Origin of the sequence: Streptomyces katrae (assembly GCF_000717655.1) — a bacterium.
Lineage (GTDB): Bacteria > Actinomycetota > Actinomycetes > Streptomycetales > Streptomycetaceae > Streptomyces > Streptomyces katrae_B.
In genome coordinates this window covers 136,959-157,720 of the sequence record NZ_JNZY01000003.1, presented here as the reverse complement: position 1 = coordinate 157,720, position 20,762 = coordinate 136,959, and the positions used below count along the sequence as shown (strand labels likewise).

The following is a 20,762-nucleotide window of genomic DNA, read 5'->3' as shown; positions in this document are numbered from 1 at the left end:
CGCGTCGGCTCCACGCCGGTGCCTACCGCTGGTGCCTACCGCTGGTACGCGGCGCGTTCCGCGAGGATGCGCTCGATGACGACGGCAACGCCGTCCTCGTTGTTGGCGACCGTACGGCCGGAGGCGGCCGCGATCACGGCCGGGTGGGCGTTGCCCATCGCATACGAGGTACCTGCCCAGCTGAGCATCTCCACGTCGTTCGGCATGTCCCCGAAGGCGACGACCTCAGTGTGGGAGATGCCGCGCTCGGCGCAGCACAGCTCCAGGGTGCTGGCCTTGGAGACTCCCAGCGCGCTGATCTCCAGCAGGGCGGTCGGGCTGGAGCGGGTGATCGACGCGTAGGTGCCGGCGGCCGAGCGGGCGAGCGCCAGGAACTCGTCCGGGGCGAGCTCGGAGTGGTGTGCGAGCAGCTTGAGGACGGGGGCGGAGGTGTCGTCCGCGTCCTCCTGCAGCAGCTTCTCGGCGGTGGCCACATGGGCGCCCGGGTCCTGGAAGAAGGGCGGGTACAGCGGCTCGTAGTTGATCCCGGTGGTCAACTCGACCGCGAAGGACGTGCCCGGGGCGGCGGCCCTCAGGGTCTCGACGACGGTCATCGCCGTGACCCGCGGCAATGCCCGGACCTGTACGAACTTCCGGCCCGCGTGGAGATCGACCACCGCGGCCCCGTTCGCGCAGATCGCCAGGCCATGGCCGTGGACATGGTCGCTGACCACGTCCATCCAGCGGGCCGGGCGGCCGGTGACGAAGAAGACCTCGATCCCGGCCTCCTCGGCGGCGGCGAGGGCGGCGACGGTGCGGAGCGAGACGGATTTGTCGTCGCGCAGCAGGGTGCCGTCGAGGTCGGTGGCGATGAGCCGGGGAGTGGGGATTGGCCCGTCCGGGCGCTGGGGAGCCGAGGTCACGCATCCATCTTCGCCCATGGCCCCGCGGTGACGGCCCGGGGCCGGCCCGGGGCGTGTACCGGATGGCGATGTTTCTCCCCCGGCTCCCTGCCCGCGGACTCCGTCCGGAGGGACCCCAGGTGCTCCCATGTGAAACAGGGACGGCTGATGTTTCACGTGAAACATGGACGGCCGGCGTTTCACGTGAAACATGGGCAGGGCCGTAGTCTCGAAGACATGAGTCTGCGTCTGAGCACTGTGATCCTTCCGGTACGCCCGTGGCGTGAGGGCGGTCGTGACCAGTGGGTGCGAGCCGAGAAGCTCGGGTTTCACACCGCATACACCTACGACCACCTGACCTGGCGGTCCTTCCGCGACCGGCCGTGGTTTGGCGCGATCCCGACGCTGACCGCGGCGGCGGCCGCCACTGAGCGGATGCGGCTGGGCACGCTCGTCACCTCGCCGAACTTCCGGCACCCGGTGACGCTGGCCAAGGAGCTCATGGCGCTGGACGACATCTCCGGCGGCCGTTTCACCCTCGGTATCGGCGCCGGCGGCAACGGCTTCGATGCGACCGCGCTGGGTCAGGACCCCTGGAGCCCGCGTGAGCGCGCGGACCGCTTCGCAGAGTTCGTGCCGCTGCTGGACCGGCTGCTCACCGAGGCCGCGGTGAGCGAGCGCGGCACCTTCTACTCCGCCGACGAGGCCCGCAACATCCCCGGCTGCGTGCAGCAGCCGCGCCTGCCCTTCGCCGTCGCCGCCAACGGCCCGCGGGGCCTCAAGCTGGCCGCTGCCCATGGCCAGGCCTGGGTGACCACCGGCGATCCGAAGCTCTTCGAGGAGGGCACGCCGGAGCAGTCGCTGGAGGCCATCCGCGGCCAGCTGGCCAAGCTCGACAAGGCCATGGCCGAGATCGGGCGCGCGCCGGAGCCGATGGAGAAGATCTTGCTCACCGGGTTCACCCCGGAGCGCAACACGATGCTGGACTCCGTCGATGCGTTCGTCGACTTCGCCGGCCGACACCAGGAGCTCGGCTTCACCGAGATCGTGATCCACGCACCGATCCCGGACTCCGAGTTCGCGGCGGACCAGAACGTCTTCGAGGAGATCGCCACCGAGGGTTTGGCCCAGTTGGACAGCTGACGGCTCGGGATGCCCCCGTCGCAGTCTGGCGACGGGGGCATCCCGGTCACGACCTCAGGCTGTCGAGGGAGGACTGGGCGCGCTCCAGCAGACCCTCCGGGACCTCCTCGGGCCGTGCCCGGAGTTCGTCGATCAGCGCCGAGAGCCGAGCGGCTCCCGCCTCCTCGCGACCTGTCTCCTGCTCGGTCCAGGCGGCGTACTGGACGCACTGGAGCCGGTCCCCCAGATGATCCGGACCCAGCTCCGCGTACAGGGCCGCGGCCCGCTCACTCAGCCCGATCTCCTCCAGCCTCAGCGCCTCGACCTCCGCGGCGCGGCCCACGACGGCGTGAGTGGACTCGTCGCCGTCTTCGTCGCCGTACTCCTCGTCGGCCTCCTCGAGTGAGTTGACGCGCCAGTCGAGGACCTGCGCCAGCTGCTGCCAGGTCTGGGCGAGCTCGGCCCGCAGCTGCGGGGCCGCGGGGGTCTCGCCGTGCTCGGCCAGTGCGGCCTCCACGACCCCGGCCGCTTCGTGCATCAGGTCCCGTGCCTGCGCCCATGCCGCCGCGGTGACGTTCTCCCGCGGTGCCAGCCAGGCCAGGGAGCGCAAGATCCGCACCTCGGCGATCGGGGCGTCCCCCGTCACCCGGTACAGCTCCAGGGAGCGCTCGTACGCGGCGACCGCCTCCTGGTGCAGGCGTGCGGCGGAGAGTTGTTCTGCGGCGGCCTGCGCGAGAGCCGCCTGCGGGCGGGTGTCCTCCCAGCCCTTGGCCACCTCTGCCGCCAGCAGGTACTGCTCGGCCGCCGCCCGTGAGTCGTTCAGCTGCCGCAGCAGATCGCCGAGGAACTCCCGTGCGGACACGGCCTGTCCCTCGCCGTGCTCCAGCAGATCGGGCAGCGTCGACTGCAGCACCTCCGCCGCGTCGGCGTTCCGGCCCTCCCGCGCATGCGCCCGGGCCAGCACGAGCCGGGCCTGAGCCCCTCCGTCGGCAGTCAGACCGGCCTGGTCGAACCAGTGCGCCGCAGTGAGGGCGTGCTCTGCCGCCTCCGCCGCAGCGTCGGCCCGGCGCAGCAGGATGTCCGCGAGGGTGAGCCGTACGACTCCGTGCGTCTCGGCCTCGGTCACCTCCGCCGAGTGATCCAGCGCGGCGCGCGCCGCCGCCTCCGCGTCCTCCCGCCGGTCCAGCGACATCAGCACACCGGCCTGCAGCACCAGCGGATCCACCGCCTGCCACGGCCGGTCCGCCGACACCGCGCGCGCCGCTGACGCGGCCAGCAGTGGCAGGGCCCGCTCGGGATCGCCCTGGGACAGGGCGACGCGGCCCAGCATCTCCTCGGCCTCCGCCGCCAGGTCGGGAAGATCCTCCCCATGGGCCGCGACGAAGGCGCCGAGTTCAGCCGCCAGCTCACCGTGCCCGTGGTCCTGCCCGGGGCCGTGGACGTGTTCGTGCTCCGGTCCGGCCTCCGCCGAGCGCAGGTACGACTCCACGCGGATCGAGGCCAGCTCCGCCAGTGCGATCCGGCGCCCGCGCAGCGGCTCGTCCGCATCCAGCGCCTCGGCGGCCCGCGCGGCCGTGTTCAGCAGTTCCCGGATCCGCTCCGGCTCGGCTCCGGACTGCGCGGCCGCGCTCGCCAGCCGCAGCTCCGCCAGTGCGGCGCGCTCCGCCTGCCCGAGGGCCCGGTAGCCGTCACGGACCGCCTCCAGCAGCTCCGCCGCGTTGGCGGCCCCGCCGCGGGCGGCCGTCAGGGCCCGGTGGTCCGCCACATCCGCGGCGACCAGCGGGTCCACCTGGCCTTCCAGGTGCGCGTCGGCCCGTGCGCCGACCTCGGCCCAGAGTCCGTCCGCGGCAGGGCGCCCCTGGGCACGGGCCTGCCGGGCCCGCTCCACCAGCTCGTCGAAGCCGGCTGCGGGCGGCACCGGCGCAGCCGCGGGGGCAGCTGCGGCCGCGGGCGCAGCGGTCTTCGGCAGGGCCGTGCTGCGCACCCCCAGCGGCAGAACGCCGACCAGCGGCTCCCGTCCGATCCGGGCGAGGAAGCGGTCCGAGACCCGGGTGGTGCCGTTGCGGGCGTCGAACCGCCGGGCGATCTCGAGCGAGCCCGTACGCAGTACCTCGTACAGCTCGGAGACCGTACGCGGGACGCCCTCGTAGGGGACGGCCGGACTCTGGCCGTGCCCCAGCTCCGTCAGCCGGCGCAGCAGGACCAGGATGCCGCCGTGGAAGGCCATCTGGTCATCGACATTGACGAGCGGGCCCACGTGGGCAGCATGCTCGGCGAGGATCTCCAAGCCGCGCGACTCGTTGCCGCTCAGGGCACAGAACTCGATGTGCTTGCCGACCGAGGGCAGCAGGCTCTCGTTGCCGCGGGCCATGCGGTAGCCGCGCAGGTGGTGCGAACGGGCCTCGTCGAAGCGGCCGAGGCGCAGTAGCGGCAGCAGCGAATGGGCGAGCAGCCGGTGGGGTTCCTCGGCGCAGGTCCGCTCGCCCGCCAGCACAGGCTGCCAGACCTCCATGGCCTGGGCGTCGTCCCCGCGGAGCACGGCGTACGAGCCCTGCCCGTTGAGCTCGCAGGCGTGGCAGTCGCTCATGCTGTCGCGGTCGGCCGCCAGCCAGGCGCGGTACGCCCGTTCGGCCCGGTCGTCCTCGCCGATCGCGTCGGCGAGCCACAGCTCGGCCTCGCGTACCGGCCGCTCGCTGTAGCCGGCGATCCGGTAGCGGCGCTCCATCTCGTCCAGCCACCCTGTGGCGGACTCCAGCGGGATCTCGGGGGAATCGCTGATGGCCGTGGCCACCCACTTGAACTGCCAGAACAGCGAGTGGGCGTCCCACCGGTCGAAGGCGCCGGGGTCCTTGTCGTACTCCTGGAGCAGCCGGGCGAACGGCACCAGCATCTTCGAGGACTCGGCGCTCCAGAGGTAGGCGTTGATCAGGTTGTCCAGGGCCTTGCGGAACAGCGCCGTGTCGCCGTTCGCCTCCGCCGCACCCACGAGCACCTCGGCGTGCGCGTTGCGCGCGGCTCCGTTCGGGGCCTCGCTGTTCTCCGCCAGGCCCCGCTCGATCTCCTCGCGCGTCAGCATGGTCACTTCTGTCCCTCCGGGGAGTCGGTGGAGTGGGTCGCCCATTCCAGAAGCCCGAGGAAGGCCCGGTTGAGCAGGGTGGAGTCGGCGGGGCGCAGCGGGCGCTGGGACATCAGCAGCGCCTGCCCGTACAGCGATTCGACGGCCGTGCCCGTCAGCGCCTCGTCGGGCAGCGCCGAGATCCGCCAGATCAGCGGGTTGTTGTGGTTGAGCACCAGACGGGCGCGCGGCGCGGAGCCGCGCAGGGCCCCGAGGATCCCGCTCCACAGCGAGTCGGCGCTGCTCAGGGCGGCCGTACGGTCGCGTTCCTGGCGGGCCTGGCGGTCGTCGAGGTAGAGCGCCGGGACGGACACGGGCTGGAAGGCGCGCAGCACCACGTCACAGCCCTGCGGTTCCAGCCGGGTGCGCGCCGTGGACAGGAAGGGTGCGAGGGCCAGTTCGGCGGAGGTCGGGACCGGGTCGAGCCGCTCGGTGACGGCTCCGGCGTCCAGCTCCCTGACCTTGAGATCCGGCCGTACGGACGGCAGCAGGGCGAGCAGGTCGGCGTCGTAGGTGTATCCGGCGTTGATGACGCCGAGGCCGTGGGCCGCCGCGATCGGGGCGATCTGGCGGAACTCCTCGACGGTGCGCGTGAAGTGGATCTCGGTGTGGGCGGCCGTGAACTCCTCCAGGCTCATCGAGCCGTCGCTGGTCTCGAACGGCAGCCAGGGCAGCATCAGGCCGAGCAGCTCGGCGTCGTGCCGGGCCAGGGACTTCACGCCGAGGTGGTGGACGCTCAGGAAGGCGGCCAGGCGCTCCGGTTCAGTCGCGGCGAGTTCCGCGAGCCAGGCCCGGACGCGGGCGCCGAGGGCCTCCCGTACGGCGGACAGGGTCTCGTCGTCGTACAGGTTCTCGCGGGAGGCGGTGGGCCGCAGCGTGTCGGTGTCGATGACCGCGCGGACGAAGAACGCCCAGTCCGGCAGCAGGTTCTCGGCGTGGTCGGTGAGCAGCATGCCCTTGAGGTGGACTCGGTGTCCGGCCCGGTGGGCGGGGCTGGTCGGCTCGGGGAGGACGTACGCCACTCCGCGCACCCCGGCGACGGGCAGGTCGAGGTCGATGCTGTCGAGCGGAGTGAAGCCGAAGAGCTGCGCACAGTGGCCGGCGAGCGCGACGCGCCGGGCGGCGGGGGTGGGGAAGGGACGGTCCCACACTGCGGGCCGGTCGGTGACGGCCCGCGGTTCGCCGCCTTCGCCGTCGTCGAAGGTGATGTCGTACGGGAGCAGCGAGCCGTAGTCGCGGGCCAGCTGCTCGACCTTGGACGGGACGGTCCACTCCTCGGCGCCCGGGCGGGCCTGGAGGATGACGGTGGTGCCGGGCTCCCTGCGTGCGTCGTCGGGCAGTTCGCGGACGGTGTACGAGCCGTCGTCCGTGGCCAGCCATTCGACGGGCGCGGCCTGGGGATCGCGGGCGGAACGCGTGATCACGCGGATCTGGCGGGCCACGACGAAGCAGGCGAGCAGGCCGATGCCGAACTGGCCGAGGAACTCCCGGCGGGTGGTTTCGAGGCCGTGGTCGCCGCCCCGCTTGGAGCTGCGGCCGATCGTGGCGAGGAGGGAGTGGGCCTCGGCGGCGGTCAGGCCGATGCCGCTGTCCTCGATGGTCACCCGGCCCGCGGACGCCGACAGGCGGATGCGGATCTCCGCCTCCGGGTCGAGTGCGTGGCGGGCGGTGACGGCGTCCACCGCGTTCTGCAGGAGCTCGCGGACGTAGACGCGCGGGCTGGAGTAGAGGTGGTGGGAGAGCAGGTCGACCAGACCGCGCAGATCGACTTGGAAGCTGTTGGCCGACGCGTCGGAGTGGTCTGCGGAGTGGGAAGGGGAAGGAGATGTGGACGTCACGGGGCGTCACCTCGCGTGCTCGCATGGATGGTTCGGCGATCGCGAGGTACCCCCCTCACAGATCGGAATGAGGAACAGAGTAGGGGGATGATCTGACAATCTCGTCCTGAATTCCTGCGCTACGAGAAGCGCAGGAACTGCGGCGGTACGGCGTCCACCAGCCAGACCCCGTTGGCGCTGATCCGGAAGACGTGCCCGGCCGCGCGCATCGACCCGGCGTCCACGCTGAGCACGACCGGCCGGCCGCGCCGCGCGCCGACACGGGTCGCGGTCTCCCGGTCGGGGGACAGGTGCACGTGGTGGCGGGCCATGGGGCGCAGGCCCTCGGAGCGGATCGCGTCCAGGGCGGCGGCGACGGTGCCGTGGTAGAGGTACGCGGGCGGTTCGGCCTCCGGCAGGTCCAGGTCCACGTGAACGGTGTGGCCCTGATTGGCCCGGATGCGGGTGCCGTCGACGGCGAACCGCTGTTTGTCGTTGGCCGCGACGACGTGGTCCAGCTCGGCGCGGCTGACGGGGAAGCCGTGGGCGGCGGCCGCGCGGAGAAGGTCGTCGATCTCCACCCAGCCCTGGGGATCGAGCACCAGTCCGATGCGTTCCGGCTGATGCCGCAGATGTTTCGAGACGTATTTGGACACCTTCACGGTGCGTCTGTCGTCCATGGCCCCAGCTTGCCGCGTCGGAGCGGGGTCGGGCAGGGATTTATCGCCCCTCCGCCGGACCCGGACACCTCTATCGCTCTTCCAAGATACGGAATACATTTTCCATTGAACTTCTGCTCAGGGGGAGAACCCATGACGATCCACGCTTCCCTGCCGCGCCGCGCGCTGGCCGAGCTCATCGGCACTGCCGGCCTTCTCATGGTGGTGATCGGTTCCGGTATCCAGGCCGCCGGCCTCAGCCGTGACACCGGTGTCGCCCTCGTCGCCAACTCGCTCGCCTCGGCCATCGGCCTCGGGCTGATCATCACCCTCTTCGGGCCGCTGTCCGGAGCCCACCTCAACCCGGTCGTCACCCTCACCTCCTGGTGGGCGAGGCGGACCGGTGGCGAGGGGCTCGGCGGCCGGGAGGCCCTGGTCTACACCGCGGCCCAGACCGCGGGGGCCATCGGCGGCGCCGTACTCGCCGAGTTGATGTTCGGCCACGCCCCCGGCACGTTCTCCACGCAGATCCGGGGCGGCGGCCACCTGCTCGTCGGCGAGATCGTCGCCACCGCGGGGCTCGTCCTCGTCATCCAGGGCCTGGAGCGCATCGGGCGCCCGAAGCTGATCCCGGCCGCGGTCGCCGCGTACGTCGCCGCCGCGATCTGGTTCACCTCGTCCGGCTCCTTCGCCAACCCGGCGGGCACCATCGGGCGTGCCTTCAGCGACTCCTTCACCGGCATCGCCCCGCAGTCGCTGCCCGGGTTCGTGGCGGCCCAGCTGATCGGCGGAGTCCTGGGCCTGGCCCTCGCCGCACTCCTCTACGGGGGCACCCCGCGCGGTACGCAGGGCGCACCGGCCGCCCCCGGGGCGGGTGCGGAGACCCTCGCGCCGGTGCCCGTCAGCGTGGCCGAGACGCCCGGAAGCGCCGGCGGCTTCGGCCCCGGCGGCCCCGTGAACGCCGCGTACGAGACCATCGGTTGAGTCGTCCGAGCAGCCGTCCACACCGCCGTCCACAGGGTTGCCCACAGGCGGCACCGACTTGTCCACAGCTGGTTGGGTCGGATTTGAGGGCAAACGAGTGATCCGCCCTGTGGACTACCGGCCGGACGTCACCGGTCCTCACCGGTCTTCAGCGGTCGCCGACGGACGCCGGCGGCACCGCTACCCGCCGCCCCGGCGCGCCAGCTCGTTCATCGTCCGGGCCTGCAGCTCCCGCTCCGTCGCGGCCCGGACGAACTCCCCGACGTGCTCGGCGCCGACCAGCTCCTGCACCGCCCGCACCGTCTCCGCCGGCAGCGGCACCGACGCGGGCCCCGACGGCTGCAGGGTCCCGGCCGCCCCCAGGTGGCGCTGCAGATGCCGGGTCGCGAACAGCCGCATCGCCCGCGCCAGCTCGGCGTCCACCGTCTGCTGGGCCAGGGGCCGCAGTCTCCGTACCATCGTCGCCGCCTCCGCCGCGTCCGCGTCCGTCGGCGGGACCTGCCCGAGGTAGCGGGCGAAGACGTGCTCCGTGGTGAACTCGAGGAACCGCGAGGCGATGTGCTCCACCTGCCCGCGCAGCTCCCGCAGATGCCCCGTGATCGCCGACAGCGGCACCCCGGCCGCATACAGCTCGGCAGCCACCGCCAGCTCCTGCGGGGACGGCACGAGGAAATCGTCCGGGCGCCCCGGGATCCGCTCCAGCACCCCCAGCTCGCACGCCTCGCCCACCGCGTCGTCGTCGGGCCGGCCGCCGAACCGCTCGTTCAGCTCGGCCCGGCTGATCCGGGCGGCCTCTTCGTCGGTCCAGGGGCCGTGCACCTCGGCGACGAGCCCCAGCACGCCGCCGAGCCCGCGCCCGGCGTCCCAGGCCTCCAGCAGCTCCTTGATGGAGGCCAGGGTGTAGCCGCGGTCCAGCAGGTCGGCGATCTGGCGCAGCCGCGCCAGATGCGTGTCCCGGTAGACGTTGGAGCGGCCCCGCCGCTCGGGCTTCGGCAGCAGCCCGCGGTCCTGGTACGCACGGATCGTGCGTACCGTCGCCCCGCTGTGGTGCGCGAGATCCTCGATCCGGTACTCGGCCACCGCCTGTTCTGACAATCCCGGCTCCCTACGACATGGCGGCTCGGCCGACCTTGGCCGCCGCCGCGGCCCGGGCGGCAGGCGAAGCCGCAAGGTACTCGACCGCCCTGCGCAGCGAGCCCTCCTGCGAGGGATGGTACGACCGCCGGAAGTAGCGGGATATGGCCGTGCCGGGCTCTCTCCACGCCGGCCGGGCCGGGGCCCGCCCCGGCCCGCAGTTCACAGCCGGGGTTCCAGTTTCGCGAGCCGCCGCAGGGCGCCCGGCGCGAACCGGGACATCCACAGGGCGCCCTTGGACTCGGGTGTCACCGGCACCACGGCCTCGTTGCGCACCACGGCCCGCAGGATCGCGTCGGCGACCTTCTCCGGCGGGAAGTTGCGCAGCCCGTACAGCCGCGAGGAGCGCTCCTGGCGGCGCTTCTCCTCCGCAGCGTCCACCCCGGCGAAGCGCGAGGTGGCGGTGATGTTGGTGTTGACGATCCCCGGGCATATCGCCGACACCCCGATCGACTGCGAGGCGAGCTCGGCGCGCAGGCACTCGCTCAGCATCAGCACCGCGGCCTTCGAGGTGCTGTACGCGGGCAGGGTCTTGGAGGGCAGGTACGCGGCGGCGGAGGCGGTGTTGACGATGTGTCCGCCCTGGCCGCGCTCGGCCATCTGGCGGCCGAAGATCCGGCAGCCGTGGATGACCCCCCACAGGTTGACGTCGAGGACCTTCTTCCAGTCCTCCGAGGTGGTCTCCAGGAAGGGCCCCGACAGGCCGATCCCCGCGTTGTTGACCAGGACGTCCACGATCCCGTACTCGGCGGCGGTCTTCGCCGCGAGCTTCTCCATCGCCTGCTCGTCGCTGACGTCGACGCACTCGCCCCAGGCCTCGGGGGCCCCGACGAGCCGCGCCATGTCCGCCGTGCGGGCCGCGCCCTCGGCATCCCGGTCCACGCACACCACCCGGGCCCCGGCCTCGGCGAACGCGAACGCGGTGGCCCGGCCGATGCCGCTGGCGGCGCCGGTGACGAGCACCAGCTGGCCGCCGAACCGGTCGGCGTACCGGCCCGGAGCCTTCTGTTCCGGCGCGCGGGCGGGCTCCTCCCGGGCGGTGACGAACTCGGTGATCCACGCGGCCAGCTGGTCGGGCCGGGTCCGCGGTACCCAGTGCTTGGCGGGCAGTGTGCGCCGCACCAGATCGGGGGCCCACAGTTCCAGGTCGTCGTACAGCCGCTCGGAGAGGAAGGCGTCCCCGGTCGGAGTGATCAGCTGGACCGGTACGTGTGCGTACGCGTCGGGGCGCGGCCGGCGCAGCCGGGGCCGGACGTTGTCCCGGTAGAGCCAGGCTCCGTGCGCGGCGTCCGAGGGCAGCGAGGCCGTCGGATAGGAGCCGGCCGGGACCTTCTCCACCCGCTCCAGCATCTTCGGCCACCGCTTGCCGAGCGGCCCGCGCCAGGCGAGCTCCGGCAGCACGGGGGTGTGCAGCATGTACACGTACCAGGACTTGGCGCCCTGGCCGAGGAGTTGCGCGGCCCGGCGCGGGGTGGGCCGGGCCAGCCGCTTCTTGATCCAGTGCCCGAAGTGGTCCAGGGAGGGACCCGACATCGAGGTGAAGGAGGCGATCCGGCCCTCGGTACGGGCGACCGTCGCGAACTCCCAGCCCTGTACGGAACCCCAGTCGTGGCCGACCAGGTGCACCGGGCGGTCCGGGCTGACCGCGTCCGCCACCGCCAGGAAGTCGTCGGTCAGCTTCTCCAGCGTGAAGCCGCCGCGCAGCGGCACAGGCGCCGTGGAGCGCCCGTGGCCGCGTACGTCGTAGAGGACCACATGAAAGCGGGCCGCCAGCCGCTCCGCGACCTCCGACCAGACTTCCTTGGTGTCCGGATAGCCGTGTACGAGCACCACGGTCGGCCGTTCGCTGTCGCCGAGCTCGACGACGCACAGCTCGATGCCGCCGGTGCTCACCCGGCGCTCGCGCGCCCCCGCGAGGCCCGTATCAGGAAGGCCCGCCCCCGCGGGGCCCGTCCCCTTGATGCCGCCCTTGCTGCCGTCCGCTCCGCTCATGCCGCTCATGCTGCCTTCTCCTCGGCCCAGCGCCGCACGTGCGGCAGATCGTCGTCCAGCCAGAACGCGCTCTCCTCGGGATCCCGCGCGTCGGTGACGACCAGGATCTCCTCGAACTTCGCACCGGTGCCCCGGAAGCCCAGGTGCGGTTCCACCGCCCACAGACCGGGCTGCGGCGGGTGGTCGGAGAAGTGGTACGGGCTCCACAGCGGGGACCAGCCCTCGCGGTGCCCGTGCAGGGCGTCGGAGGCCAGCCCCTTGAGGGACTGCGTCCCGAACCCGAACGCGGTCGGGGACCAGCGCCGCTCCTTGACCCGGTCTATTTTGTGGGCGATCACCCCGAAGGGGTAGGCGCGGTGCCGGTTGGCATACCCCTGGCGGATCATCAGCCGCTCGACGTTCTCGTAGATCTCGCGCAGCGGGCGGCGCTCGCGGACCTGCTCCAGGATCAGCTCGCGGTGCACCCGCAGATCGGACATCAGCCGGTCCTGTACGGGGTTCAGCCCGAGGCTGCCCGAGTATCCGATGTCGGCCGCGTACCCCTTGTACACGGGCGCCATGTCGAGGATGAACGGCATCCCCGGCTCCAGCTTCCGGTTGGTCGGGAAGAACTGCAGGGGGATCTTGAAATTCGCGAAGGCGGTGCGGTCCCCGAACCACGCGAACGGCAGGTGGAACCAGTCCCGCACGCCGCGCTCGCGCAGCCACTCGCGCTGCATCCGCGCCGCCTCGCGCTCGGTCACCCCCGGCCGCAGCTGCGCCGCCACCGTCTCCGCGCACTCGTACGAGAGGCGTTGCACTTCCCTGAACCCGCGCAGGTCCGCCGAGAGTTGCGCGGTGCGTTCCCTGGTGTCCCCAGCCATGACAGCCGTCCGTCCGTAGCCGTACCCGCCCGTACCTTGACACTGATGAATGTGACAATGACCGGAGATCACGTCAAGGCCCGTGCGCGGACCTGTGGACAAACTTGTCCGGTCCGCATCAGCCTTTCGTCAGGGTCCGTAGTCCTGAAGGCGGAGACGGAGTGACGCTCCAGGTCTGACGATCTGCACGGCCGGCGCCACTAACGTCGGAGCCGTGACTGTCATCGCGACCGAAAGCCTGAGCAAGCGGTACCCCCGAGTGACCGCAATCGACCGGCTCTCCCTGGACATCGGGCCGGGAGTGACCGGCCTCGTGGGTGCCAACGGAGCCGGCAAGTCCACGCTGATCAAGATCCTGCTTGGACTGTCCCCCGCCACCGAGGGCCGCGCCGCCGTGCTCGGACTCGATGTCGCCACCCATGGCAGCGCCATCCGTGAGCGCGTCGGCTACATGCCCGAGCACGACTGCCTGCCGCCCGACGTCTCGGCCACCGAGTTCGTCGTCCACATGGCGCGCATGTCCGGGCTCCCGCCGACCGCCGCCCGCGAGCGGACCGCCGACACCCTGCGCCACGTGGGCCTGTACGAGGAGCGCTACCGCCCCATCGGCGGGTACTCCACGGGCATGAAGCAGCGGGTCAAGCTGGCCCAGGCGCTCGTCCACGACCCCCAGCTGGTCCTCCTCGACGAGCCCACCAACGGCCTCGACCCCGTCGGCCGCGACGAGATGCTCGGCCTGATCCGCCGTGTCTACACCGACTTCGGCATCTCCGTCCTGGTCACCTCCCACCTCCTCGGCGAGCTGGAGCGGACCTGCGACCACGTCGTGGTCGTCGACGGCGGCAAGCTGCTGCGTTCCAGCTCCACCAGCGACTTCACGCAGATCACCACGACCCTCGCGGTCGAGGTCACCGACTCCGACGCCCACCCGGACGGCACCGCCGCCCTGCGCAAGGCGCTCGCCGAGGCGGGCATCACCCTGCACGCGGGTGAGGAGCAGGGGCTGCCCGGAGCCGGCCACATCCTGCTCGTCGAGGCCACGGGCGAGGACACCTACGACACCGTGCGCGACACCGTCGCCGACCTGGGCCTCGGCCTGGTCCGCATGGAACAGCGCCGCCACCACATCGCGGAGGTCTTCCGCGACAACGACCAGCAGCAGCTCGTCCGGAAGGGAGCCGGTTCCGATGGCGCCTGACACCTCGACCCAGATCCACAACATCGGCTACCGGTCCTACGAGGGAGCCCGGCTCGGCCGCGCCTACGCCCGCAAGTCGCTGTTCTCGCAGTCCCTGCGCGGCGCGTACGGGCTCGGCCGCTCGGCCAAGTCCAAGGCCCTCCCGATGCTCCTCTTCGCGGTGATGTGCGTGCCCGCGCTGATCATCGTCGCGATCGCCATTGCGGTGCCCGGCTCCACCAGTCTGCCGATCAAGTACACGACGTACGCCCTGACCACCCAGGTGATCATCGGCCTCTACCTCGCCTCGCAGGCACCCCAGTCGGTCTCCCGGGACCTGCGCTTCAAGACCGTGCCGCTCTACTTCTCGCGGCCCATCGAGCGCATCGACTACGTCCTCGCGAAGTTCGCGGCGATGGCCTCGGCGCTGTTCATCCTCACCGCCACACCGCTGCTGATCATGTGGATCGGCTCGCTGCTGGCCAAATTCGACTTCGCGGACCAGACCAAGGGGTTCGCCCAGGGACTGGTCTCCGTGCTGCTGCTCTCGGTGCTGTTCGCCGGCCTCGGCCTGATCATGGCCGCGCTCACCCCGCGCCGCGGCTTCGGCGTCGCCGCCATCATCGCCGTGCTCCTGATCCCCTACGGCGCGGTGACCGCCGTCCAGGGCATCGCGTACAGCACCGGCTCGAACGGTGCCATCGAGTGGATGGGCCTGTTCTCCCCCATCAGCCTGATCGACGGGGTCCAGGCAGCCTTCCTCGGCGGCACCTCCGCCTTCCCCGGCGGAGAAGGCCCCTCGGCCGGCGTCGGCTTCGTCTACCTGCTCGTCGTCCTCGCCCTCATCGCCGGCTCCTACGCCGCCCTGATGGCCCGCTACCGGAAGGCCGGGCTGTGACCACCATCGACATCGACCACACCTCCCGCTGGTTCGGGAACGTCGTCGCCGTCAACGACGTGACCATGCGCATCGGCCCCGGAGTCACCGGACTCCTGGGCCCCAACGGCGCCGGGAAGTCCACCCTCATCAACATGATGGGCGGCTTCCTCGCCCCCTCCACGGGCACCGTCACCCTCGACGACGCACCGATCTGGCAGAACGAGCAGGTCTACCAGCAGATCGGCGTCGTGCCCGAGCGCGAGGCCATGTACGACTTCCTCACCGGCCGGGAGTTCGTCGTCGCCAACGCCGAGCTGCACGGCCTCGACGACGCGGCTGCCCAGCGGGCGCTCGCCACCGTCGAGATGGAGTACGCCCAGGACCGCAAGATCTCCACGTACTCCAAGGGCATGCGGCAGCGCGTGAAGATGGCCTCGGCCCTTGTCCACGACCCGTCCGTGCTGCTCCTCGACGAGCCGTTCAACGGCATGGACCCGCGTCAGCGCATGCAGCTCATGGACCTGCTGCGGCGCATGGGCGACGACGGCCGCACCGTGCTGTTCTCCTCCCACATCCTGGAGGAGGTCGAACAGCTCGCCTCCCACATCGAGGTGGTCGTCGCCGGCCGGCACGCCGCCTCCGGCGACTTCCGCAAGATCCGCCGCCTGATGACGGACCGCCCGCACCGCTACGTCGTCCGCTCCTCCGACGACCGGGCCCTCGCCGCGGCCCTGATCGCCGACCCCTCCACCGCGGGCATCGAGATCGACCTCAAGGAAGGCGCGCTGCGCATCCAGGCCGTCGACTTCGGCCGCTTCACCGAGCTGCTGCCGCGGGTCGCCCGTGCGCACGGCATCCGGCTGCTGACGGTCTCGCCCTCCGACGAGTCCCTCGAGTCGGTCTTCTCCTACCTCGTCGCGGCCTGAAGGAGCTGGCACCCATGTACAACCCCACCGTCGCCCGGCTCACCTACCGCGCGCTGCTCGGCCGCCGCCGCGCGCTGATCCTCTTCGCGCTGCCCGCCCTGCTGATCGTCATCTCCCTCGCCGTCCGCGCCTTCACAGGCCTGGACGACAAGGTCGCGGCCGACCTGCTGGGCGGCTTCGCCCTCGCCACCATGGTTCCGCTGATCGGAGTCATCGCCGGCACCGGAGCCATCGGCCCCGAGATCGACGACGGCTCGATCGTCTACCTGCTCTCCAAGCCGGTGAAGCGCCCGACGATCATCATGACCAAGCTGATCGTCGCGATCGCCGTCACGATGGCCTTCTCCGCGATCCCGACCCTGATCGCCGGCCTCATCCTCAACGGCAACGGCCAGCAGATCGCCGTTGCCTACACCGTCGCCGCCCTCGTCGCCTCGATCGCCTACAGCGCCCTGTTCCTGCTGCTGGGCACCGTCAGTCGGCACGCGGTCGTCTTCGGTCTGGTCTACGCGCTGATCTGGGAGTCGCTCTTCGGCAGCCTGGTCTCCGGGGCGAAGACCCTGAGCGTCCAGCAGTGGGCCCTGGCCCTCGCCGAGAAGGTGGCCGGTGAAGGCTACGTCGACGCCACCGTCGGCCTGCCCACCGCGGTGACCCTGCTCGTGGCGGTCACCGTCGGCGCCACCGTCTACGCCGGCCAGAAGCTGCGCCGCCTCACCCTGGCGGGCGAGGAGTAGGCCCCCGCAACACCGGCTCCGCATCCAGTGCCCCGCCCGGCCCACCGGCCAGGCGGGGCACCGCCGTACGGGGCAAAATCAGTGCATGATCGAGCACGCCGAGCCCGAGCCGTCCAGGCCCGTCCGGTCCTGGATACGCTCCTCGCCCGGTACGCACATATGGCTGCTGATCATCGCCGTCACGAGCATCATCGTCGTGATCGCGCCCGACCACCTCGAGCACGTCCTGCTCCACCGCCACAGCAGCAATATTCACGAGCTCACCCGGCACCCCGTACGGGCCCTGATCTCCAGCGCCTTCTGGATAGCGAACCCGGCCTCGCTCGCCCTGTACGCCGTCCTCTTCGAGCTCTTCCACGCCCCCGTCGAACGCTGGCTCGGGACCCTGCGCTGGCTCGCCATCGTCGCGACGGCCCACATCACGGCCACCCTGATCAGCCAGAAGGTGGTCCTGATGGCCATTCAGGACCATCGCGCCCCGCAGAGCATGGTCCACGTCGTTGACGTCGGTGTCAGTTATGGACTCGCGGCCTCGATCGGGGTCCTCACCTACCGGCTTCCGAACCCCTTGCGCTGGATCTACCTCGCCTGTGTCGTCGCCTTCTTCGGGCTCCCTCTCCTCACGGGAGGCACTTTCACCGACCTCGGGCACGCCATCTCGCTCTCCGTCGGCCTGCTTGCCTGGCCGCTCACCCGCCACCCGCACCCCAGGAATGTTTCACGTGAAACATGAGCGTCGCCCTCGCCGGACCGATGCGCGGAAATTGACTGGTACGGGACCTGCGCCCCGGGCAGAGTGAGTCGTGCGGGGAGCAACAAAAAGGTCCGGAGCAGCCACTTCGAGCGCGCCTTGCGGCGCGGGCTGTTCCGGACCTTCCCGTTTGGCGGCCGAGCCGTCAGGCAGCGCCCAGCAGACGCTCCAGCACCACCGCGATGCCGTCCTCCTCGTTGGAGGCCGTCACCTCGTCGGCCACCGCCTTCAGCTCCGCATGGGCATTGGCCATCGCCACGCCGTGGGCCGCCCAGCCGAACATCGGGATGTCGTTGGGCATGTCGCCGAAGGCGATCGTCTCCGCCGCCTTCACACCCAGCCGGCGCGCGGCCAGCGAGAGGCCGGTGGCCTTCGTCAGCCCCAGCGGCAGGATCTCCACTATGCCCGGGCCGGCCATGACGATGTCCACCAAGGAGCCCACCGTCTCCCGGGCCACCTTCACCAGCGCGTCGTCGTCGAGCTCCGGGTGCTGGATGTACAGCTTGTTCAGCGGAGCCGTCCAGACCTGCGCCGTGTCCTCCAGGTAGAGCGCCGGCAGGCCCTCCTGCACCCGGTACCCGGGTCCGAACAGCACGTCGCCGTCCACCCCGTCCCGGCTGGCTGCGAGCGCCAGCGGACCCACCTCTGCCTCGAGCTTCGACAGCGCCAGACCGGCCAGCTGCCGGTCGAGGGTCACCGAGGTCAGCAGGCGGTGCGCCCCTGCGTCGTAGACCTGCGCGCCCTGCCCGCACACTGCGATCCCGTTGTAGCCGAGGTCGTCCAGCACGCTCCGGGTCCAGGGCACGGCCCGGCCGGTGACGATGATGTGTGCCGCGCCCGCCGCGGTGGCCGCGACGAGCGCTTCACGGGTGCGTTCCGAGACGGTGTCGTCGCCACGCAGCAGCGTGCCGTCGAGGTCGGTCGCGACGAGCTTGTACGGGAACGGGGCCGGGCTCACTTGGTGATCGGCTCCAGGAACTCGCGGCCGCCCAGGTAGGGACGGAGCGCTGCCGGCACCCGCACCGAACCGTCGGCCTGCTGGTGGTTCTCCAGGATGGCGACGATCGTGCGCGGTACGGCGCACAGCGTGCCGTTCAGCGTCGACAGCGGAGCGGTCTTCTTGCCGTCGCGGTAGCGGATCGACAGACGGCGGGCCTGGAAGCCGTTGCAGTTCGAGGCGGAGGTGAGCTCACGGTACTTGCCCTGAGTCGGGATCCACGCCTCGCAGTCGAACTTGCGCGAGGCGGAGGCGCCCAGGTCACCGGTGGCGACGTCGATCACCTGGAAGGGCAGTTCCAGGCTGGTCAGCCACTGCTTCTCCCATTCCAGGAGACGCTGGTGCTCGGCCTCGGCGTCCTCCGGCGCGACGTACGAGAACATCTCGACCTTGTCGAACTGGTGGACGCGGAAGATGCCGCGGGTGTCCTTGCCGTACGTACCGGCTTCGCGGCGGAAGCACGGCGAGAAGCCGGCGTACCGCAGTGGCAGCTTGTCGGCGTCGATGATCTCGTCCATGTGGTACGCGGCGAGCGGGACCTCGGAGGTGCCGACCAGGTAGTAGTCGTCCTTCTCGAGGTGGTACACGTTCTCCGCGGCCTGGCCGAGGAAGCCGGTGCCCTCCATGGCGCGCGGGCGGACCAGCGCCGGGGTCAGCATGGGGATGAAGCCGGCCTCGGTGGCCTGAGCGATCGCCGCGTTGACGAGGGCGAGCTCCAGCAGGGCGCCGACACCGGTCAGGTAGTAGAAGCGCGAGCCCGACACCTTGGCGCCGCGCTCGACGTCGATGGCCCCCAGCGACTCGCCGAGCTCGAGGTGGTCCTTGGGCTCGAAGCCCTCCGCGCCGAAGTCGCGGATCGTGCCGTGCGTCTCGAGGACGGTGAAGTCCTCCTCGCCGCCGACCGGGACGTCCTCGTGCACGATGTTGCCGAGCTGCAGCAGCAGACGCTTGGCGGCCTCGTCGGCCTCGTTCTGCTCGGCCTCGGCGGCCTTGACGTCCGTCTTGAGCTGTTCGGCCTTCTTGAGCAGCTCCGCCCGCTCCTCCGGGGAGGCCTTCGGGATGAGCTTGCCGAGCGACTTCTGCTCATTGCGCAGTTCGTCGAAACGCATGCCGGACGACCTGCGGCGCTCGTCGGCGGAGAGCAATGCGTCGACGAGTTCGACGTCCTCTCCACGGGCGCGCTGCGAGGCGCGGACACGGTCAGGGTCTTCACGGAGCAGCCGGAGGTCAATCACCCCTCCAGGCTACCGGGCTGGGCCTCCTGGGCTCGCACCGATATCACGCTGCGTGTCACTTTGTCCTAATTGCGGAGAATGAAAAACCCAGCCCGGCTGGCTGGAAGTGGCCCCCGCCGGGCGGTCAATAAATGCCCCCCATTCCCCGAAAAGGGGCACAACCAGGGTATCCGGGCACCCTCTGAGCAGGGCGGGAAGGCCTTCCTTGTCCACAGGAATTGTCCACCACGGAGACTTTTCCACAGGCTGTGCGCCGGATCTGTGGACACGGAATTAGATCAACCCCCACCGGCAGGCCGTCGGGACGAATCAAGGTTCAAACCGCCCTCACACACTCATTCGGGTGGGAATGGCTCGTCCCAAAGAGTTGATCGGCGATGCGGGGGTGACGCCGTTCACCTCCCGCTCCCCAGCGCGAAACCTGGGTCCGCCGACCGATTTGTCGACCTTGTCGCGCCGTGATGTCGACTAGTCCACAGGTCCCCATCTCGGCCTGTGGATAACTCTGTGGACAGTGGAGGAAGAGCTACGCCCGACCGTCGAGGCAGCGCGTCAGCCAGTCGGAAGCGGCCGTGAAGTCACCGTCCGACGTGCCGGGCCGCGGAGCGCGCACGTCACCCTGAGCGACACCGGCGCGCGGGTAGGAGCCGAGGAAGCGGACCTGGGGGCAGGTGCGCTTGAGCCCCATGAGCGCCTCGCTGACCCTGCGGTCGGAGATGTGGCCCTCCGCGTCGACGGCGAAGCAGTAGTTGCCGATGCCCGCGCCCGTCGGCCGCGACTGGATCAGCATCAGATTGACTCCGCGGACGGCGAACTCCTGGAGGAGCTCCAGCAGCGCACCGGGGTGGTCGTCGCCGAGCCACAGCACGACGGAGGTCTTGTCCGCGCCGGTCGGTGCGGCGGGCCGCGCGGGCCGCCCGACGAGCACGAACCGGGTCTCGGCGTTCTCCGCGTCGTGGATCTCGGTGACCAGCGGGACGAGCCCGTACGTGGCGGCCGCGAACTCGCCCGCGAAAGCGGCGTCGAAGCGGCCCTCCTGGACCAGCCGGGCGCCGTCGGCGTTGGAGGCGGCCGACTCCCACACCGCGTCGGGCAGGTTCGCCCGCAGCCAGTTGCGCACCTGGGGCTGGGCGACCGGGTGCCCGGTGACGGTCTTGACGTCCGACAGCTTGGTCCCCGGCCGCACGAGCAGCGCGAAGGTGATGGGCAGCAGTACCTCGCGGTAGATCATCAGCGGTTCGCCGGAGGCCAGCTCGTCCAGCGTGGCGGTGACCCCGCCCTCCACCGAGTTCTCGATCGGCACCAGGGCGGCCGCGGCCTCCCCGTTGCGTACGGCATCCAGGGCGGCCGGGACCGACACCATCGGGACGAGCTCCCGGGTCGCGGCTTCCGGCAGTGTGCGGAGGGCGGCTTCGGTGAAGGTGCCCTCGGGACCGAGATAGGTGAAGCGGGTGGCCGACATGTGATCAGCCTAATGCCGGGCCCCCGACCGCCG

General features: G+C 71.1%; 17 protein-coding genes and 1 pseudogene. 7 read left to right on the top strand and 11 right to left on the bottom strand.

All coding sequences use genetic code 11. From position 1 onward, the window contains the following. Positions 1-35: 35 nt before the first annotated feature. Positions 36-920 (bottom strand): Cof-type HAD-IIB family hydrolase, encoded by an 885-nt coding sequence (locus tag IF09_RS0105730; protein ID WP_030292533.1) that lies wholly within the window; start codon positions 918-920, stop codon positions 36-38. A gap of 198 nt (positions 921-1,118) precedes the next feature. Between IF09_RS0105730 and IF09_RS0105725 the strand changes: the two genes are divergently transcribed. Beyond that, complete coding sequence (locus IF09_RS0105725) at positions 1,119-2,024, top strand: LLM class flavin-dependent oxidoreductase (RefSeq protein ID WP_030292531.1); 906 nt, start codon at positions 1,119-1,121, stop codon at positions 2,022-2,024. Between the two features lie 46 nt (positions 2,025-2,070). On the opposite strand, the gene IF09_RS0105720 is transcribed toward IF09_RS0105725, so the two are convergent. The 3 genes from IF09_RS0105720 to IF09_RS0105710 form a co-directional block, all read right to left on the bottom strand. Then, complete coding sequence (locus IF09_RS0105720; RefSeq protein ID WP_051832128.1) at positions 2,071-5,085, bottom strand: hypothetical protein; 3,015 nt, start codon at positions 5,083-5,085, stop codon at positions 2,071-2,073. Continuing rightward, a complete protein-coding gene (locus IF09_RS0105715; RefSeq protein ID WP_030292529.1) occupies positions 5,082-6,956 on the bottom strand; it encodes an HSP90 family protein in 1,875 nt (624 codons plus the stop codon). The genes IF09_RS0105720 and IF09_RS0105715 overlap by 4 nt, the downstream gene beginning before the upstream one ends. A gap of 119 nt (positions 6,957-7,075) precedes the next feature. Then, the gene (locus tag IF09_RS0105710) at positions 7,076-7,615 is read right to left on the bottom strand and encodes an RNA 2'-phosphotransferase (RefSeq protein ID WP_030292528.1); all 540 of its coding nucleotides are present in this window, start codon (positions 7,613-7,615) and stop codon (positions 7,076-7,078) included. A 132-nt stretch (positions 7,616-7,747) separates the two neighbouring features. Between IF09_RS0105710 and IF09_RS0105705 the strand changes: the two genes are divergently transcribed. Then, complete coding sequence (locus IF09_RS0105705; RefSeq protein WP_078613066.1) at positions 7,748-8,578, top strand: aquaporin; 831 nt, start codon at positions 7,748-7,750, stop codon at positions 8,576-8,578. Between the two features lie 180 nt (positions 8,579-8,758). On the opposite strand, the gene IF09_RS0105695 is transcribed toward IF09_RS0105705, so the two are convergent. The 4 genes and pseudogenes from IF09_RS0105695 to IF09_RS0105685 all read right to left on the bottom strand — a co-directional run bounded on the left by IF09_RS0105695 (position 8,759) and on the right by IF09_RS0105685 (position 12,567). Next, positions 8,759-9,673, bottom strand: a complete 915-nt coding sequence (locus tag IF09_RS0105695; RefSeq protein ID WP_030292525.1) for a MerR family transcriptional regulator — start codon at positions 9,671-9,673, stop codon at positions 8,759-8,761. Positions 9,674-9,683: 10 nt separating this feature from the next. After that, positions 9,684-9,845, bottom strand: a pseudogene (locus IF09_RS46760) (metal-dependent hydrolase); the annotation flags it as partial. A gap of 29 nt (positions 9,846-9,874) precedes the next feature. Continuing rightward, positions 9,875-11,713: an SDR family oxidoreductase gene (locus IF09_RS0105690; protein WP_234320893.1), complete on the bottom strand. Its 1,839-nt coding sequence runs from the start codon at positions 11,711-11,713 to the stop codon at positions 9,875-9,877. After that, the gene (locus IF09_RS0105685) at positions 11,710-12,567 is read right to left on the bottom strand and encodes a M24 family metallopeptidase (RefSeq protein WP_030292522.1); all 858 of its coding nucleotides are present in this window, start codon (positions 12,565-12,567) and stop codon (positions 11,710-11,712) included. The genes IF09_RS0105690 and IF09_RS0105685 overlap by 4 nt, the downstream gene beginning before the upstream one ends. Positions 12,568-12,781: 214 nt before the next feature. Between IF09_RS0105685 and IF09_RS0105680 the strand changes: the two genes are divergently transcribed. From IF09_RS0105680 to IF09_RS0105660, 5 genes are all read left to right on the top strand, one after another. Next, positions 12,782-13,765, top strand: a complete 984-nt coding sequence (locus IF09_RS0105680; protein WP_078613064.1) for an ABC transporter ATP-binding protein — start codon at positions 12,782-12,784, stop codon at positions 13,763-13,765. Beyond that, positions 13,755-14,642, top strand: coding sequence for an ABC transporter permease subunit (locus tag IF09_RS0105675; protein WP_030292519.1), 888 nt, complete (start codon positions 13,755-13,757; stop codon positions 14,640-14,642). The genes IF09_RS0105680 and IF09_RS0105675 overlap by 11 nt, the downstream gene beginning before the upstream one ends. Then, complete coding sequence (locus IF09_RS0105670) at positions 14,639-15,550, top strand: ABC transporter ATP-binding protein (protein WP_030292517.1); 912 nt, start codon at positions 14,639-14,641, stop codon at positions 15,548-15,550. Before IF09_RS0105675 ends, IF09_RS0105670 begins: the two co-directional genes overlap by 4 nt. Before the next feature lie 14 nt (positions 15,551-15,564). Beyond that, positions 15,565-16,284, top strand: a complete 720-nt coding sequence (locus IF09_RS0105665) for an ABC transporter permease (protein ID WP_030292515.1) — start codon at positions 15,565-15,567, stop codon at positions 16,282-16,284. 85 nt (positions 16,285-16,369) lie between these two features. Further along, positions 16,370-17,017: a rhomboid-like protein gene (locus IF09_RS0105660; protein WP_030292513.1), complete on the top strand. Its 648-nt coding sequence runs from the start codon at positions 16,370-16,372 to the stop codon at positions 17,015-17,017. Positions 17,018-17,180: 163 nt separating this feature from the next. Here IF09_RS0105660 and IF09_RS0105655 read toward each other — a convergent pair whose 3' ends face one another. The 3 genes from IF09_RS0105655 to pheA all read right to left on the bottom strand — a co-directional run bounded on the left by IF09_RS0105655 (position 17,181) and on the right by pheA (position 20,729). After that, on the bottom strand, positions 17,181-17,993 hold the full coding sequence (locus IF09_RS0105655) for an HAD family hydrolase (RefSeq protein WP_030292511.1): 813 nt from the start codon (positions 17,991-17,993) through the stop codon (positions 17,181-17,183). Next, positions 17,990-19,267 (bottom strand): serine--tRNA ligase, encoded by a 1,278-nt coding sequence (gene serS / locus IF09_RS0105650; protein WP_030292509.1) that lies wholly within the window; start codon positions 19,265-19,267, stop codon positions 17,990-17,992. Before serS ends, IF09_RS0105655 begins: the two co-directional genes overlap by 4 nt. Before the next feature lie 526 nt (positions 19,268-19,793). Continuing rightward, positions 19,794-20,729 carry a prephenate dehydratase gene (gene pheA / locus IF09_RS0105645; protein WP_030292508.1) on the bottom strand — a complete coding sequence of 312 codons (936 nt, stop codon included), beginning with the start codon at positions 20,727-20,729 and terminating at the stop codon, positions 19,794-19,796. Between the last annotated feature and the right edge of the window lie 33 nt (positions 20,730-20,762).

Excerpts from the sequence above, each read along its gene's own strand:
- IF09_RS0105685 (WP_030292522.1), bottom strand. The coding sequence starts at position 12,567 with ATGGCTGGGGACACCAGGGAACGCACCGCGCAACTCTCGGCGGACCTG.
- pheA (WP_030292508.1), bottom strand. The coding sequence starts at position 20,729 with ATGTCGGCCACCCGCTTCACCTATCTCGGTCCCGAGGGCACCTTCACC.
- IF09_RS0105660 (WP_030292513.1), top strand. The coding sequence starts at position 16,370 with ATGATCGAGCACGCCGAGCCCGAGCCGTCCAGGCCCGTCCGGTCCTGG.
- IF09_RS0105665 (WP_030292515.1), top strand. The coding sequence starts at position 15,565 with ATGTACAACCCCACCGTCGCCCGGCTCACCTACCGCGCGCTGCTCGGC.
- IF09_RS0105730 (WP_030292533.1), bottom strand. The coding sequence starts at position 920 with ATGGGCGAAGATGGATGCGTGACCTCGGCTCCCCAGCGCCCGGACGGG.
- IF09_RS0105710 (WP_030292528.1), bottom strand. The coding sequence starts at position 7,615 with ATGGACGACAGACGCACCGTGAAGGTGTCCAAATACGTCTCGAAACAT.
- IF09_RS0105690 (WP_234320893.1), bottom strand. The coding sequence starts at position 11,713 with ATGAGCGGCATGAGCGGAGCGGACGGCAGCAAGGGCGGCATCAAGGGG.
- IF09_RS0105705 (WP_078613066.1), top strand. The coding sequence starts at position 7,748 with ATGACGATCCACGCTTCCCTGCCGCGCCGCGCGCTGGCCGAGCTCATC.
- IF09_RS0105725 (WP_030292531.1), top strand. The coding sequence starts at position 1,119 with ATGAGTCTGCGTCTGAGCACTGTGATCCTTCCGGTACGCCCGTGGCGT.
- IF09_RS0105675 (WP_030292519.1), top strand. The coding sequence starts at position 13,755 with ATGGCGCCTGACACCTCGACCCAGATCCACAACATCGGCTACCGGTCC.